We start from the raw sequence: 15,757 nt of genomic DNA on the forward strand, positions 1-15,757 counted from the left end.
GTGTCGTCTTTTGTTTTATCATGTTAACTTACTTTGGCATATAGCCCTTTTACTCAAAACTTCTCCATGCTTTGAAAATGTCTCTAAGCACGAGGTATGCTAGTTCACTTAAAATAACCTCCCTAAACACCTGCACGAAAAAACTGCCTACAAAACTCATGCTTTGTAGACAGTTAAAATCCTTTTCATTGAAGCCACTTACTATTGTTGCTTTTTAAACCGTCTCGCAATCCAAAGTGTATAGATGGTGCCAACAATGATACCGATGACTGTCACTATCCATAACAATGTTCGGTGCGGTGGCGTATACGTCAATTCGATGTGTTCTTGTCCCTTGTTAACAGGAATCACTGTCTGCATCCCATTCCCCTTTTTAACGTCCACAGATTTTCTATCCGCTGCCGCTTTAAATCCTTCAACGTAAGGGGTCGGTACGACAAGATAACCCGAATCTTGTTTATTTTTGGTAAACGCATAGCCGTCTTTTGTATTTTTGACATTTACTTTTTGTACTTCTTTCGTCGCGGATTTGAGCGTTTCATAGTTTTCACCATATACCCCTTTAAGATGGTATCGGTACGTACCTCTTGAAAGTCTTAGTCGTAACGTCTCATCGGCTTTCACACGGAAAGTAATCGGTGTGACCGCACGGCGATACGTGTAATTTAACGAACTGCGATTTTGTTTATATTCGTTCAGTGCTACTTGATGTGCTTTATCTTTCGGTGTGACCATTTCTAAATCCATTTCAACGTATAAATCTTCATTATCTTCAGCGACTGTTTTAGGAACTTTAAGTTCTAAACCACCCTCATCTTTTGCTACTTTTAAGAAACGTTGGCCTTCTTTAAAATCAGCATCTTTCGTGTTCGTTTCGACAAGGCTTTTGTAGTTGGTACTTTCTTGAATTTGACTGTTAGGTTTCGTGCCATCATTCAAGACGACCCCTTGTAACATCGCGTGTTCACGATCTATCGGTGATTTTAAATCTTTAGGGTCAAACACTTTATTTGTAATGTGGGTACTTGGATAATGAATCATGTCTTTTGAATATTGATATTGATTATCCTTTCCATCCACTATTTTTTCTGTTTCAAACCCATACGGAAGATTGTCATCTTTAGGATTTTTAAAACGATCTTTCGCATCCCATAAAGCCATTAAGTTCGCTCGATTTCCTAATAAACGATGCGTACTGTTTTTATCAATCGGCTGCGCAATTTGCATTGTTTTATCATAATAATGCAGGACATCGCCATTAAATAAACTTGAATAAATGGACAAGCCATTATAGCCATAAATAAATGGCGAATTCAGCGCAGAAAATGATAAATATTCAATGCGTGAAAATGGATTTCCTTTATGCTGAATTTGGTCAAATTCTTTCTGAAGCGCTTCACTATGATATTTATCTTTTGTCATAGAGGCAATCGGTCGTTCATATATAGACATATGCGATTGGTGATAATCGACAATCATCATCGCTTGTTGTAGTAATATCAATCCAATCCATACGTAATACATGGCTCGGTGCGTCATCCATTGACGTTGCCACAATACCACACCCATAACGATGATGATAAGTAACGTCACCCACATCCAGTTCATCGTGGCATCATAATGCGTATACATCAACGCCATGACAATGACAGTCGGTATAGCGGTCATCATCAATTGTTTGAGATGCACTTCTGAGAGATGACGTATGAATAACGCGATAAGAACGCTCGAGGATAAACATAAAATGTAAATCCAGCGCCTTGCTGGAAGTGAAAATCCATTGAAAAAGCTATCAAAATACGGGGTTAACGACCCGATTAATAAAACCCATGTGAGTATCGCAAATAAGCGATAATAATAATATTTATAAAGATTCAGCGCAAATAAAGCGATAGACGTAATTGTTGAAATCGTAATATAAAAGCCGTTAGAAAAAATATGATATTTCTCCGCAAAATCAATAAACAAGGACATGCTTAAGTGTGGATTGATTTGTCGATCATTTTCCATCACAGCTGAAATGCCTGTAAAAAAACCGATACTGCCAATCATTAAACTCATCAAGGCAGCCACTGCTAACATCCACAGTTTTTGCATACGGGAAACGATATCTTTGGAATGCGGCACAATCGTCCGATAAATAAAGTAAAATCCCAGAATAATCATTTCGTAATAGGCAAAATAGAAATTCGCAAATAATGTGATTGCGATGGCGATAATAAATAGTCCTATTTTACGTTCTCTAAAAAAGCGCTCCATGCCAAGAAGTGACAATGGCAATAAGATTAAAACCTCACCATAAAAGGACCACGTAAAATTAAAATAAATCGTCACGACAGATACGGCATACATCACGGTGGCCAAAATCGCAAAAAGTCGGCGCTCTGGTTGTATGTATCGAAAACAATAGTAACTTGCAATCGTCGTAAGCAACACACGTATATATGAAAGGATGACTTGGTTTTTCGCCCAAAACGTCATCTCCTCTGTCGGCAAATGAAACATGAGGTCAAAGAGGCGTACCCCGAAAAAATAAAGCATCATTAAAGGACTCGTCGCATAGTAATAAGACAGCCCTTTCGTGTAATCGCCACCTAATCCAAAGCCGACATCATAAAAACTTTTGAATTCAGTATAGCGTGTATATAAATATTTTTGAAACGGGATCAGTTGACTAAATCCATCCCCTTTTCCAGCAAATGCGATGCCATTGACAAAGGTGTTATAAAAAAAGGGAATAAATAACACAGTTGCGAGAATCAAACTGAAAAAAGCAATTTTTAAAAATCGTTGTAGCTGTTGTTGAAAATGTCGAATGGGACTCGACCTCCTTCTCTTTCTCTGTCTATACGATTTTCAACATTGTTACGATACTATAAAACATCAGGAGATGCACTTAAAATCATGCGATTTAATACGATTTTTAAAACGTCATAAAACTGAAAAATCATACAATCTTTAGCGCTGTTTTAGAATTAAAACGTGATAAAAAATGACGATAACGCATATTTGCGTCTCGTCATCATTTTGTGATAAATGTCATACGCTTAAGCCTTTAAAGCTTCTGCCACACTACTTGTAAAATCTTGCATCGTTTGACTCCAGTTGGCTGCTTGTACGCGGGCCATTCGACTCGAGTCTCCATTTTTAAAGAAACGTTGTATGGTTTTACTTGAAATTTCTAATTGAACCCCTGCTTGACGTTGGTTCATATTCGTAATATTGTTGACCCCTTCTCCAGCAATACTACCTGTCCCTTGTTTCACTTTGAACCCTTTGTCCGACAATTTTTCTGTTATGATTTGTTTTAATTTAGTATCACGTCCACCTATGAAGACATCCGCTTCGTCTCGGCTCGTTCTGTGGACTGTAACGGTACGTTGTGACTGACCGACCATTTTTTGTGCTTTTGGTTCATCATAATTGACCGAAGTCACATGGAGCTCAGAATTATTTGCTCTTCGTAACCCTTCAAATGTATAAAAGCCTGACTGACTTTTATCAGCGATATCTTCTGCGATTTCCGATGTCCCTGGTTCAATACCTCCCCCATGCGGTGCCACAATCACTGTCGCATTTGTTTCGTCTTTCGTCCGAATTTTCCAATCTTCGCCCTCTTTTGTCGCTTTCATCAAGGCTTTCATTGATGCATAGTGATCATCTGCTTGACTTGGGGTCGAAAAGTAAGTTAAATACGCCATATTAACCCCCATTATTCCTAATATTAATAACAGTGATATTATCATTTTTTTCACGAAATAAAACACCCCACTTTTAAATTTTAATTAACTAATATAATCTACCTCCAAATCTTTACAAACAAATTTAATTGTCGTTGTGTTATATATATTCACATCATTATCACATTATAATCATAAAATCAGAAATGAAGCGAATTAATTAACAAACTTTTACATTTACAGCTACTCTGTTCGTTTATTTTTTCAAGGGATCTCCTATCGAAAAAGCTTTGTATATATATTATTAACCGTAAAATTTAAATGAATATTTTGTAATTCATGTTGGCCTCATACATCTTTCCCCCCTTTCATAAAAACTTCATCTTGTAAAAGATACACAATATAATGCATTCGTTATGTTTGTTTAATGGCATTCCAACGCGTTTATATGAACTTTTTTTTGAGTTATTTCAAAAAATATTACGATTTCGAAGCATTGGGGTTGAAAAATAATACCTTCTATGTTAGTATACTTTATATACCAAATAGAGAAAGGTGATTATGTATGAAAAATTTAACTAAATTTGTTGCAGCAGGAGCATTAGCAGTAGGTGTAGCGTCATTTGCAAGCGGAACTTCACAAGCAGCAGGGCTTAGTCAAAAAGAATACAATGATTTAGCTTCTTCTCTAGACTATGATATTCACACAGCAACTGTTCAAACCAATGACAACGCACAAAGCACTCCTTACAAAGGGTTAAGCCAAGAAGAATATCAAAACTTAGCTTCACAATACATGTAAAAAAGAATTTTACATGTTTCGGAATTAGAATATAGTTTCTAGCCAATTTTAGAAAGCCATCATAATTTATCTTCGGATAAACTATGATGGCTTTCTTGATGTAAGTTAAATAAGTAAAACTAAGGTGAAATATTTTATAATATGGATGTGAAAAAATTATCACCAATTTGATTGAAGACTAAGCAAAGACTTATTAAACATCGGTCAAATATATATAAGTGTTTATATCCTCATCCGCTTTAATGCGTCCTCGGATTTCCAATTCTAATTACCTATAAATTCCCCAAAAGCTATCATAGTGTTTCTACTTGCGCACTAGTAATATTTTTGTAATAATGTAATAGAATTGTAATAATAAAAAAGAAGGTGCTTTTATGAAAAAATTCTCAAAAGTTTTACTAGCGACAACATTAGCAACTGGAACACTTTTAGGTACACAAGCAATTGCTCCTGTAGCCACTACGAACGCTACAACAACGCCTTGGTATGTTTACAATGGTCAAACGCAATATGGAGGTGCATTTTTCTTAAACAGCCATTTTAAAAATGCGGTACAACATAGAGGCCTGTCATTTAATGGCTACAAAATTTCAGCGCCTTTCAACACGAAGAACATCAAGTATCAAAAAGTTAATGACCAAAGTATCGCTGTCGTTTCAGGCAAAACCGCAAGTAGTATTACCTTCCCTGTTTCTAAAGGCACATCCATTGAAAAAGTGAAAGCAACCTATGGAAAACCAACAAAAGTATTTGAATCTGAACAAGGCACAGTCTATCGTTACCAATACAAAAATGCGACCCTTGAATTTACAGAAGCATATCATCAAGTAACAATGATAACGGTATTCAACGGCCGCTAAACAAAAACGCCTAGAAGCAAAACTGCTTCTAGGCTTTATTTATTAGTGACGATCACGTGGGTCGCGACGACGTTCACGGCGCTGTTCACGACGTTCTTCTACTTCGTCATTTCTTACATAGTCTGATTTTTGTTCAGCTTGACGACGTTCAATTTCACGTTGGTCAGCATCAAATTCGCTATGTTCAAAGTGATCGTTTGCAGATGCGTTGTTATAGTGCTGATCTTCATAATGTGCATTATCATAATGATTGTTATCATAGTGATTATTGTCATAATGCGCATCTGAATAGTTGTTGTAAGCGTTATTTTGTTTTGAACCGAATAATGGTTCGTCTGTATTACCATAGTCTGGGTTGCGTTTGTCTTCTTCGATACGGTTTGAAAGACTGTTTAATTGTTTTTCAGCAAAACCGCGACCACCGATACCAAATGCGATTGCAAATGCAACAGCGACAGCACCTAAGATTAATAAGAACGCAACGTTAACAATGCTTTGTGCAAAGTTTAATTGGTCTAATGTCATAAATACAGCCACAATGATTAATAAATATTTAACCACTTGTGCAAGTAATGTATGACCTGTCGCACGGCGAACAAGTTTCGCTAAAATGTTACCACCGATAAGACCTAGACCTAAAATGATTAAACCAGAAATCACTAATGGTAAGTAACCGATGATTGCTTTACCAATACCATTTAAAATTTCTAAGTTTACTGTTGTTAATGCTTGAACAACAAAGAATAAACCGATTAATACTGTGATAATCCAACCTGTTGCTTCTGGAATATCAATACCGTCTCTTGAATTTTTACCAAAGTTCACATAGTGATTGAAACGACTTACGTTTAAGCTTGCAAGTAAGTTTTTCACTAATGAACCTAACATTTTAGCAATGAATAAACCTAATACTAAAATAATCACCGCAACAATAATGCGTGGTGCGAATTCAAATACGCTGTTCATCATACCTTTGATTGGTTCAGATACTGATTTCATACCTAACGCATCAAATACTGGCGGTAAGAATAATAAAAATACTAAGAAATAAGCTAATTTGCCAAGTGTACGAATTAAACCTTCTGATTCAGAACGTTTACCTTGCTGTCCGTCATTTGGACGATTGTTAACTAAGCCTTTACGTTCTAACCATTTATCTACACCAAGTGCATTTAAACCTTTAACGATAATATTTTTCACCACTACTGCAATAATCCATGCCAATAATAAAAGTAAAATGGCACTGATTAAGTTCGGGATGAAATTGACAATTGTTTCAATTGCCCCCTTGAACGTGCTCCATACATTGTTCATATGTACAGCCTCCTTAAAATTTAATTTCTCTAACTCTTTTGTACCCTCGTTAAAGTAAAATAATCACAAAAATATAAATATTTGCTTAAACAATCTTTTTGGATTATCGTGGATGAGGTCAAACCAAAGGTATGATCAACTACGCGAAAAATCTTTATGGTTCTATCGACAATGCCATTCAATTCCGTATCCTTAACGGCTGGTGATAAGCTGTAACTATGATGTTATAAAAATAGAGATGGAGTATTTAAATAAATCATATGAAAATAGCCATCAAAATTTATGTTCGTAAATTTTGATGGCTTTTCACTTATGATAAAGCTTTAGTTTGATTTTACTTAGTTTTATACAAAGAGTTGGTAAGCTTCTCGTTGCGCGCGTAATCCTTTTTGAAAGCGTGCGGTATACGTTTTAAAAGCATCAACGCGTGCTTCTTCAGGAGGATACGTATCTACCGCTTCATCCGTAAACACATACTGATCTAAAAATCCATCGAGTGTCAGTCTCTCTTTTTCTGACATATAGCTCGCCAATAAGGCAATCCCCCATGCGCCACCTTCATGCGCATTTTTCATCACTTGGACTGGGGTTTCAAGTGCCGCTGCTAAATCTTGCGCCACTGAGACGGTTTTTAACATGCCGCCATGCGCCGTCACCACATCAATATCCAAATATTCTTCATCACTCAATTGAGAGAGTCCTATTTTCAATGTTGTAAATGTGCTGTATACCTGACTTTTCATAAAGTTGGCCAAATTAAACTGGCTGTCACGGTGACGTAAAAAAGCCGGTGTGCCTTGTTTGACGTCTGTAATAAATTCACTCGCCACATAATTGTAGCTTAGCATTTGACCTGCATCTTCATTAGCTTGGTCCAATGCTTGAAACATCTGTTGATACAGTGAGGCTTTATCAAAATCAACATTCATAGCAGTTAACAACTCACCAAACACCTCTGCCCAGGCATCAATTTCTGATGTGCCGTTATTTGCGTGTATCATCGCGACATCTTCACCACTCGGTGTACTCACAATATCTACTTCTGGATGAGGTCGAGACAGCGGGGCGTCTAACACAAACATCGCAAAAATACTTGTCCCTACCGACACGTTCCCTGTTTTCGGTTTCACACTATTTGTCGCCACCATGCCTGTCGCTGCATCTCCTTCAGGTGGACATAGTGGAACGCCTACCTCAAGACGGCCAGAAGGATCAATGCGACTTGCGCCTGCTTCTGTAAGATGGCCCGCACATTCTCCTGCTTTTAAAATATGAGGTAACATCGTTTCGATTTTTTGTTCGTACCCTTCTTCTACAAGCAAACGATCATAACGATCCATCAAATCAGCGCGATAGTAGTGTTTTTCTTTATCTATCGGAAACATCCCTGAAGCATCACCGATTCCACTCACATGTTCTCCTGTGAGTTGCCAATGCACATAGCCTGCCAACGTCATCAGTTTAGCGACCTCACGTGCATGAGGTTCTTTATTCATAATCGCCTGTTCAAATTGCGCAATGCTCCAACGTTCAGGCACATTCACTTGAAATTGATAGCTTAACAAGCGGCTTGCAAAGTTCGCATGGTTATTACGCCACGTGCGAAACGGCACAAGCAGTTCATCTTCTCCATTAAAAGCGAGATACCCATGCATCATGCCACTAATCCCAAGGGCACGAAGTTTTGTGAGAGACGCGCCACATTGGGCTTCGATATTTTGTGCCATCAATCGATAGCTTTCTTGAATCCCTTCCCACACGGTCTCTAAATCATATGTCCAATAGCCATCCACCCATTGATTTTGCCATGTATACACACCTGATGCGATCGGTTGATAGTCCGGTCCCATTGCCACCGTTTTAATTTGCGTTGAGCCCAGTTCAATCCCTACCGTAATCTCACCTGATGTGAGCCATTGATTTATTGCATGATTTCCCAAATTTTTCACGTCCTTCGATGTAGTTCTCTCTTATGCTCGAACCATTTATATTTCTCTATGACATTAAAAAGTATATGCTGACCTACTTTACCCACAAAGCGCCGTTAACGAATCATAGTCCAAAATTCATTTTCGTTCGAACTTGACAGCGTCATATTTAGAATGAGCGTCAGCGTTTAAATGCAATTTTTACAATAATTTTGTAAAAAAGACTTAATTTCTGAGCGCATATGTTTTACATTATATTTATAAACACATATTTGGGGTATGGAAATTTAGAATACAATTTCACAGGAATAGTATACATAAATGTAAGCGTTTACCGCTAATAATTGTCTTTTCCTTATTATTATTGTTTTGTATCACCTGTGAACTGTAAAAAAGGAGTGGGAGAATTATGGATGCGATTGTAGCATTTACAGATTGGTTATGGGGTTTTCCGATTGTCGGATTGTTGCTCCTTTCAAGTTTGTTTTTAACGATTTATTTAAAAGGCGTTCAATTTCGGCATTTCAGTTACATTATGAAACAAACTTTCGGCAGTATTAACAAAGAACCTCGAGGAGAAGGGACGATCACGCCGCGCCAAGCGCTCACGTCGGCCTTATCCTCAACGGTCGGTGCAGCCAATATTGTCGGCGTTCCTACCGCCATCATGATGGGTGGCCCGGGGGCGGTCTTTTGGATGATTGTCATCGCATTTTTAGGGATGGCACTGAAATTTAGTGAAAACGTACTCGGTATTCAATATCGTGAGAAAAATGCGAAAGGTGAATTTGTCGGCGGACCAACGTACTACATGAAGAATGGCTTTAAAAATAAAAAACTCGGCATGATTTTTGCGTCGATTTTTGCCTTTGCGTTAGCGATAGAAATTATCCCAAGTGTCATGGTACAGGGACACTCTGTAGCAAGTACAGTTCATGATACTTTCAACGTCAACGAACTCATCACAGGCCTTGTGATTGCGGCACTTGCGGCACTCGTTGTGTTTGGCGGTGTCAAACGCATTGCGACATTCACTGAATTTTTAGTTCCAATTATGGTCGGCATTTATTTAATTTTAGGCTTTATCATTATTATTATGAATATTCAACATTTTCCAAGCGTCATCGCATTAATTGTTGAAAAAGCCTTCAACCCTGATGCCGCACTCGGAGGTAGCTTCGGCGCAGCACTTGCCGCAACGATTCGTTGGGGATTTGCGCGTGGGATTTATTCTAACGAAGCCGGTTTAGGGACATCCCCTATTGCACACGCTGCAGCCAAAACAGATCACCCTGTGCGACAAGCCTTCTGGGCTGTGAGTGAAATCATTGTCGACACCCTCGTAATTTGTTCAACAACGGCATTTGTGGTCTTAATGTCTGGCGTTTATACTGCAAGTGATGCCAAAGAAAAAGCAGCCGCACTTACAGCACGTGCCTATGAAGATGCCTTTGGTAGTATCGGAAGCGCAACGATTTCAATTTCGATGATTTTCTTCGTATTCTCGACAATCATCGTTGTGATGTACTACGGTTCACGCATGGCAGAATTTTTATTCGGCTTATGGGCCGGCACATTAATGAAAGTCATCTATACTGTCTCCATCGTCATCGGAGCCATCGGCGTCGGAACGCAGTTATGGAATTTGTTAGACTTGGCATTAGCCATCGTTTTAATCCCAAACATTATCGCTGTGCTCATGCTTGCGCCACAAGTCAAACGACTGACTCAAGAATTTTTTAGAGACTATAAAGGCAAGCGTGATTAATTTCTATGAGACTTATAGTTTAAGTTGTATAAAATAGCCAACAAAAATCCCCTCACTATCGCGAGTAGTGAGGGGATTGATGTATACATGCACGACATTTTTGTTAACTAACTCTAACATTGTTTAGTGGAAGCGTTAATGGTTCTATGCGATCATTAATAAATTTTCTCGGCATGGCAGTTGAAAGAGTTTGAAAGTACATTATCAATCTCCACAGACTTTCCAAAAGTGGATACGATTCTAAAGGTACAGGTGTTATAATAATGAAGTCGCCTATCTCTCAGGCGTCAATTCAGACGTAGAGAGGAGGTGCATATTAGATGTTCGAAACTTTTGTTCACATCACAACCACTGTTATTAGTGGTTGTATCGTTGCTTTATTTGCGCATTGGCTACGCAACCGCAATGATAAGAAAAAATAGGCGACTATAGCCACACCAAAAATCCCCCTCACTATCGCGAGTAGTGAGGGGGATTGGTGCATATTATGCACGAAACTTTTGTTGAATAAATTATAACACTGTCTAGTGGGAAAATGCAAAAATATTGAGCCATTCTAGATCAATTGCGTGAACTCACGCTTAAACTCCTATCGATACAACCCCTAAGATACAAGTGCTATAATAATGTAAACACACCTCCTCTCAGACGTCAATTTAGACGTAGAAAGGAAGTGTAAAATCCTTGTGCACATCATGTCTACAGTCATCAGTAGTTGGATTGTCGAATTAATTTCGTGTTGGCTACGCAATCACAACAATATGATAAACTAGGCGCCTATTGCAACGCAAAAAAACCCCCTCACTACCACGAGTAGTAAGGGGGGTGCATCATGCACGACGTCTTTGTTAAATGCATTCTAGCACTTTATCGTATGAAAATGCCAAAACAAAAAATCGTCTATTTCTATTTTTCTATTTGAACGCCTTGTGATTTTGGTATTAGAAAGGCAACGAGTAAAAATGAGATAAAGGCGATGATCACGTTAAACCATAATCCAAACATTGCCCCTGTTTGAAGGTTAAATGCGGATGTGCCAATCGCAAAGATCGTTGTCGAAATCGCAATACCAAAGGCATTTCCGAGGGAAGAAGACATTTTATATATACCTGAGGCCATACCAATATGTTCTTCGCTCGCATTCGCAATGGCGGTATCCATGGAAGGTGTCGCATATAAACCGAGACCTAAACCGTAAATGAAGTAGCCGATTACACAGGCAATGACATATGCCGTTGTTGGTAAAAATGTGAGAGAGATTAAAATAATCCCCACCATATTCAATAAGCTACCAATATACATCGGTTTTTGCGCCCCAAGGTGTTGTAAGATTTTTTCACCGACACGAATTGTAATCAAGACCATGACTAAGTATGTAATCGATAAATAGCCCGCTTGTGCTGATGTAAATCCTTTGTCTTCTTGAACGAAGGTGTTGCCGACAATTAATGTCCCTGCGACAGCGTTCATTAAAAAGTTAGATAATGTCGCACCAGTGTATCCTTTATCTTTAAAGATTTCAAAGTCGACTAATGGACTTTTACGTTTTTTCTCAAGAATAATAAAGACGACAATTGAAATGATAAAGACCGCAATCAATGACAAGATAAACGGTGAACCGAAGCCATAATCAGAACTTTGTGTAATAATTAAGTTTAAACTTAAAATAAACACTAAGAATAAGACTAAACCGACAAAGTCGAATTTTTGACTTGTCACTTCTTTACGACGTGGCACTTCTGGTGTACCTTTAATTAAAATCATTGATAAAATCGCAACGACAATGGAAATAATAAAGATCCAACGCCATCCTAAAAATGTATCGGTCATTCCACCGAAGAATGAGGCGATACCGCCACCCCCCCATGAACCGATAGACCAATAGCTTAACGCCGCTTGACGATGGCGTCCATGGTAGTAAGCTTTAATAATAGACAATGTGGCCGGCATCACAAATGCGGCAGAGAGTCCTTGAATCCCACGACCAATAATCATAGGCCAAATATGGGGTGAAAATACAATAACTAATGAACCTATCACACTGAGGACTAACCCGACATACGTCATTTTAACGTGACCGTATTTATCTGCAATACCGCCAGCCCCTACAACAAACATCCCTGAAAAGAGTGATGTCAGACTGACTGCGACGTTAATTAACCCAAAGTTTGTACCGAGTTCTTTGTGAAGTGTCGGCACAACATTCACTAATGATAACGCAAATAACCAAAACGTAATAACCCCGAGAACGATCCCTAATATTAATCGCCCTGTTCCTTCATACTCTGAATTGTGTTCCATTATTTCATCATATCCCTTTAGTAAATTTGGAGCATCAAGCGTAATACATAAAATATATGATGCTACTTCTTTTGTGCTTTGTCAAAATAAATCCGTTTTTACACCCTACAATTAATGATTTATCGACGCGCGTGATAAGACGCTTTGACTAAAGAAGCTGATTCACACATTGTCCCATATCCAATGCGCGAAAGCACCTGAAAAGTAAACGCTTTCAACTCTATTAAGGAGAAGGGCGACCTTAAGCCTGAGATCGCAACTTAAGCTCCCCCTTCTCCTTCCTCCGGTAACTTATGCGTCTATTTTCTATTGAATGCTAATGGGGTTGATTCCAAAGTGATGTCAAAGTTCCGTTCAACTCTATTATGCTAAATATTTAGTAAATAAATCAACATAATAGTCTATAAATCCTAAATAAGACGTTTTTCTCACACGTTCATTCACTTGGTGAGCACGTTCACCTGGACCAAACATCATAAATGAGAAGTTTTCATCCTTGCCACGTAATAAGTTTGAAGCATCTGTTACACCGACTGTTGGTGACACGATGACTTCGTGGTCAAAGTGTTGACCTGCAGTTTCAACACCTAAACGCACAAGGTCGTTGTCACCTGTAGTTAATACAGGGTCAAGATCGAGATAGACGTCTTGTTCAAGGTTTGCGCCGTTGTTGTTCATTTGATCTAAATATTTATTGAATAAAGCTTTAACTTGTTCGTTGTCATATTCTGGAACAGTACGTACGTTAAATTCTGCTGTCGCTTGACTTGGGACAGAGTTCACTTGTGTACCGCCGTTAAAGATAGTATTTGTAATGACTAAACCGTATAAAATGCGAGACACTTCGTCCATGTCCATTTCTTCAGCTAATCTTGGTTTAATATGTTCTAAAAATGTATCGAAGTTTAAACGCTCACATTGTAATTCTTTAGTAATGCTGTCAAATTCATCATCAATGTGTTGAACAAATTGCATTAATGGTTTGATCGCATTTTGACCGATGACCGGCATAGAACTGTGGGCAGCACTACCATTTGATGTGATGCGGAAGTCCATAGATCCTTTGTGCGCATACACGAGCATTTTTTCTGATGGCTCTGCAATCACTAGCGCATCTACGTCATCCATTTCACCATTTTCGTATAATTGTTTAGAACCGAGTTGTTCCATTTCTTCACCAGTTGTGGCCATAAATTTAATTTTTCCTTTTTTCAAAGCGCCACTTTCTTTAATTTCAATCATAGCTAAAGCTAATGCGACAAGGCCAGATTTCATATCTCCAGCACCACGTCCATAAAGGTAACCTTCTTCTTCAGTTAAAGTAAACGGATCGTATGTCCATTGATCGTGATCGCCTTCAGCTACAACGTCCATGTGACCTGAAATCCCTAATACAGGAGACCCTTCACCGATTTCTGCGATGAGGTTGGCACGTTGTCCTTTGACCATATCGATACGTGATTCGATGCCATGTTTTTCAAATAAGTCTTTAAAGTAATGGCACACTTCTAACTCATTGTCATTCACAGTTTTAATACCTACAACATCTTTTAAAATTTGTACCTTTTCTTCGTTTGTAAATACACTCATTTGTTACATCCTTTCTGATTGAAATTAGTTTACTGATTTTGCTTTTGTTTCTTTAATAAAGAGTGAAAGAATAAATCCAATGACGATTAAGACTGTGGTGAAGATAAATGCAGCGTCGACACCGTTAATTGTGGCTTGACGTAACGCCCCTGCTGAAGAACCATGTTCAGCCATGAAGTTACGTGACACAATGGACAGTACTGTAATACTGATTGCTGTCCCAATCGCACCGGCAATGATACGGAGTGAGTTCATAATCGCATTCCCATGGGACACTTCTTTGTTTTCTAAAGCATTCAAGCCTGCTGTATTGAGTGGCATCATGAGTAGCGCTACTGAGAACATCCGTATCGCATAAATTAAAACGACATACCAAAACGGTGTATGTGCCGTTAAGAAAATGTGCAAGATGGTCATAATAATTAATAAAATAAATCCCGGAATGACGAGGACTTTCACGCCATATTTATCATAGATTTTACCTGTGTATGTGGACATAAACGCATTGACCACCGCACCCGGTAAAATAACAATCCCTGATAAAAAGGCGGATAATCCAAGTCCTGTTTGGACATAAATTGGGATTAATAATGCGGGTCCAACAATTCCAATGTAAATTATCATGGATGCAATAGCTGATAAAGTAAATGTTTTGTTTTTGAACACAGCCATACTTAATAGAGGATTATCAATACGTAATTGACGCATTGTAAAGATGGCTACTATTGCTATACCCAAAATCAAGCTGATGATAAATAAAGGAGAAAGTGGTCCAACATGTCCTACGATACTGAACGCATAAAGGATAAGTCCAAATCCAATCGTAGAATAAACGACTGAACGTTTATCAAGCACTGTAGGTTTGGATTGGCCTAAATTTTCCACATAGAAAATTCCCACTACAAAGGCGATTAATGAAATGACCGCAACGACGATAAATGGCAAATGCCAACTTGAAAAGTCGATGAGCACCCCTGTAAGTGTTGGTCCAATCGCAGGTGCAGATTGTGCGACGATTCCTGTAAGCCCCATCGCAAATCCTCTTTTTTCAACTGGGAACACCATAAATACGATAAATTGCATTAATGGTAATAAAATTCCGGCACCAATCGCTTGTACCACACGAGCCACCATTAAAATACTAAATGATGGTGCGAATGCCGCTACAATAGATCCAATTAAAAAGGCAGCCATTGAAAAAATGTAAAGCTGTCTTGTCGAATATTTATCAATTAAAAAAGCCGTCAACGGAATCATAATACCGTTCACAAGCATAAATCCAGTTATCAGCCATTGTGCAGTCGTTTCTGGAATTCCTAAGTCTGCAATCATTGCTGGTAACGCTGTATTTAAGATTGTTTGATTTAACATCGCTACAAATGCACTTAAAAGCATAATCGTAACGATTAAATTTCGTTTGCCTTTCGTCAAGCCTTCTGACAAATTGCTAACCCCCATTCATTATTATTTTCACAAAATATATTTTAACGTTTTGTAGTTAGCAAAGCAAACCA

General features: G+C 38.3%; 12 protein-coding genes and 1 pseudogene. 6 read left to right on the forward strand and 7 right to left on the reverse strand.

Annotated elements, in window-relative coordinates; translation table 11 throughout:
* Window positions 1-201: 201 nt before the first annotated feature.
* Together G8Y84_RS00195 and G8Y84_RS00200 are read right to left on the reverse strand one after the other, a co-directional pair.
* A complete protein-coding gene (locus tag G8Y84_RS00195; protein WP_210433423.1) occupies window positions 202-2,763 on the reverse strand; it encodes a YfhO family protein in 2,562 nt (853 codons plus the stop codon).
* A gap of 284 nt (window positions 2,764-3,047) precedes the next feature.
* A complete protein-coding gene (locus G8Y84_RS00200) occupies window positions 3,048-3,701 on the reverse strand; it encodes a poly-gamma-glutamate hydrolase family protein (RefSeq protein WP_051605030.1) in 654 nt (217 codons plus the stop codon).
* A gap of 544 nt (window positions 3,702-4,245) precedes the next feature.
* Between G8Y84_RS00200 and G8Y84_RS00205 the strand changes: the two genes are divergently transcribed.
* The gene (locus G8Y84_RS00205) at window positions 4,246-4,482 is read left to right on the forward strand and encodes a hypothetical protein (RefSeq protein ID WP_037577403.1); all 237 of its coding nucleotides are present in this window, start codon (window positions 4,246-4,248) and stop codon (window positions 4,480-4,482) included.
* A gap of 374 nt (window positions 4,483-4,856) precedes the next feature.
* Window positions 4,857-5,342: an immunodominant staphylococcal antigen IsaB family protein gene (isaB, locus tag G8Y84_RS00210; protein ID WP_037577400.1), complete on the forward strand. Its 486-nt coding sequence runs from the start codon at window positions 4,857-4,859 to the stop codon at window positions 5,340-5,342.
* Between the two features lie 42 nt (window positions 5,343-5,384).
* On the opposite strand, the gene G8Y84_RS00215 is transcribed toward isaB, so the two are convergent.
* Window positions 5,385-6,656, reverse strand: a complete 1,272-nt coding sequence (locus G8Y84_RS00215) for a mechanosensitive ion channel (RefSeq protein WP_069191686.1) — start codon at window positions 6,654-6,656, stop codon at window positions 5,385-5,387.
* A gap of 119 nt (window positions 6,657-6,775) precedes the next feature.
* Here G8Y84_RS00215 and G8Y84_RS11530 point away from each other — a divergent pair.
* Window positions 6,776-6,862, forward strand: a pseudogene (locus G8Y84_RS11530) (aggregation-promoting factor C-terminal-like domain-containing protein); the annotation flags it as partial.
* Window positions 6,863-7,000: 138 nt separating this feature from the next.
* Here G8Y84_RS11530 and G8Y84_RS00220 read toward each other — a convergent pair.
* A complete protein-coding gene (locus G8Y84_RS00220; protein ID WP_165806030.1) occupies window positions 7,001-8,596 on the reverse strand; it encodes a xylulokinase in 1,596 nt (531 codons plus the stop codon).
* Window positions 8,597-8,993: 397 nt separating this feature from the next.
* On the opposite strand from G8Y84_RS00220, the gene G8Y84_RS00225 reads away from it, so the two are divergent.
* The 3 genes from G8Y84_RS00225 (at window position 8,994) to G8Y84_RS00235 (ending at window position 11,125) form a co-directional block, all read left to right on the forward strand.
* Window positions 8,994-10,352 (forward strand): alanine/glycine:cation symporter family protein, encoded by a 1,359-nt coding sequence (locus G8Y84_RS00225; protein WP_103158951.1) that lies wholly within the window; start codon window positions 8,994-8,996, stop codon window positions 10,350-10,352.
* 320 nt (window positions 10,353-10,672) lie between these two features.
* Window positions 10,673-10,774: a type I toxin-antitoxin system Fst family toxin gene (locus G8Y84_RS00230; RefSeq protein ID WP_107358294.1), complete on the forward strand. Its 102-nt coding sequence runs from the start codon at window positions 10,673-10,675 to the stop codon at window positions 10,772-10,774.
* A gap of 264 nt (window positions 10,775-11,038) precedes the next feature.
* A complete protein-coding gene (locus tag G8Y84_RS00235) occupies window positions 11,039-11,125 on the forward strand; it encodes a hypothetical protein (protein WP_375713371.1) in 87 nt (28 codons plus the stop codon).
* Between the two features lie 133 nt (window positions 11,126-11,258).
* Here G8Y84_RS00235 and G8Y84_RS00240 read toward each other — a convergent pair whose 3' ends face one another.
* The 3 genes from G8Y84_RS00240 to G8Y84_RS00250 form a co-directional block, all read right to left on the reverse strand.
* Window positions 11,259-12,653 (reverse strand): MFS transporter, encoded by a 1,395-nt coding sequence (locus tag G8Y84_RS00240; RefSeq protein ID WP_103158950.1) that lies wholly within the window; start codon window positions 12,651-12,653, stop codon window positions 11,259-11,261.
* 363 nt (window positions 12,654-13,016) lie between these two features.
* Window positions 13,017-14,243 (reverse strand): ArgE/DapE family deacylase, encoded by a 1,227-nt coding sequence (locus G8Y84_RS00245; RefSeq protein ID WP_103158949.1) that lies wholly within the window; start codon window positions 14,241-14,243, stop codon window positions 13,017-13,019.
* Between the two features lie 24 nt (window positions 14,244-14,267).
* A complete protein-coding gene (locus G8Y84_RS00250) occupies window positions 14,268-15,701 on the reverse strand; it encodes an MDR family MFS transporter (protein WP_210433424.1) in 1,434 nt (477 codons plus the stop codon).
* Window positions 15,702-15,757: the final 56 nt, after the last annotated feature.

This window comes from Staphylococcus sp. 11511212 (assembly GCF_011394755.1).
Lineage (GTDB): Bacteria > Bacillota > Bacilli > Staphylococcales > Staphylococcaceae > Staphylococcus > Staphylococcus chromogenes.

Excerpts from the sequence above, each read along its gene's own strand:
- G8Y84_RS00205 (WP_037577403.1), top strand. The coding sequence starts at position 4,246 with ATGAAAAATTTAACTAAATTTGTTGCAGCAGGAGCATTAGCAGTAGGT.
- G8Y84_RS00230 (WP_107358294.1), top strand. The coding sequence starts at position 10,673 with ATGTTCGAAACTTTTGTTCACATCACAACCACTGTTATTAGTGGTTGT.
- G8Y84_RS00245 (WP_103158949.1), bottom strand. The coding sequence starts at position 14,243 with ATGAGTGTATTTACAAACGAAGAAAAGGTACAAATTTTAAAAGATGTT.
- G8Y84_RS00225 (WP_103158951.1), top strand. The coding sequence starts at position 8,994 with ATGGATGCGATTGTAGCATTTACAGATTGGTTATGGGGTTTTCCGATT.
- G8Y84_RS00250 (WP_210433424.1), bottom strand. The coding sequence starts at position 15,701 with ATGGGGGTTAGCAATTTGTCAGAAGGCTTGACGAAAGGCAAACGAAAT.
- G8Y84_RS00240 (WP_103158950.1), bottom strand. The coding sequence starts at position 12,653 with ATGGAACACAATTCAGAGTATGAAGGAACAGGGCGATTAATATTAGGG.
- G8Y84_RS00215 (WP_069191686.1), bottom strand. The coding sequence starts at position 6,656 with ATGAACAATGTATGGAGCACGTTCAAGGGGGCAATTGAAACAATTGTC.
- G8Y84_RS00200 (WP_051605030.1), bottom strand. The coding sequence starts at position 3,701 with ATGGCGTATTTAACTTACTTTTCGACCCCAAGTCAAGCAGATGATCAC.
- isaB (WP_037577400.1), top strand. The coding sequence starts at position 4,857 with ATGAAAAAATTCTCAAAAGTTTTACTAGCGACAACATTAGCAACTGGA.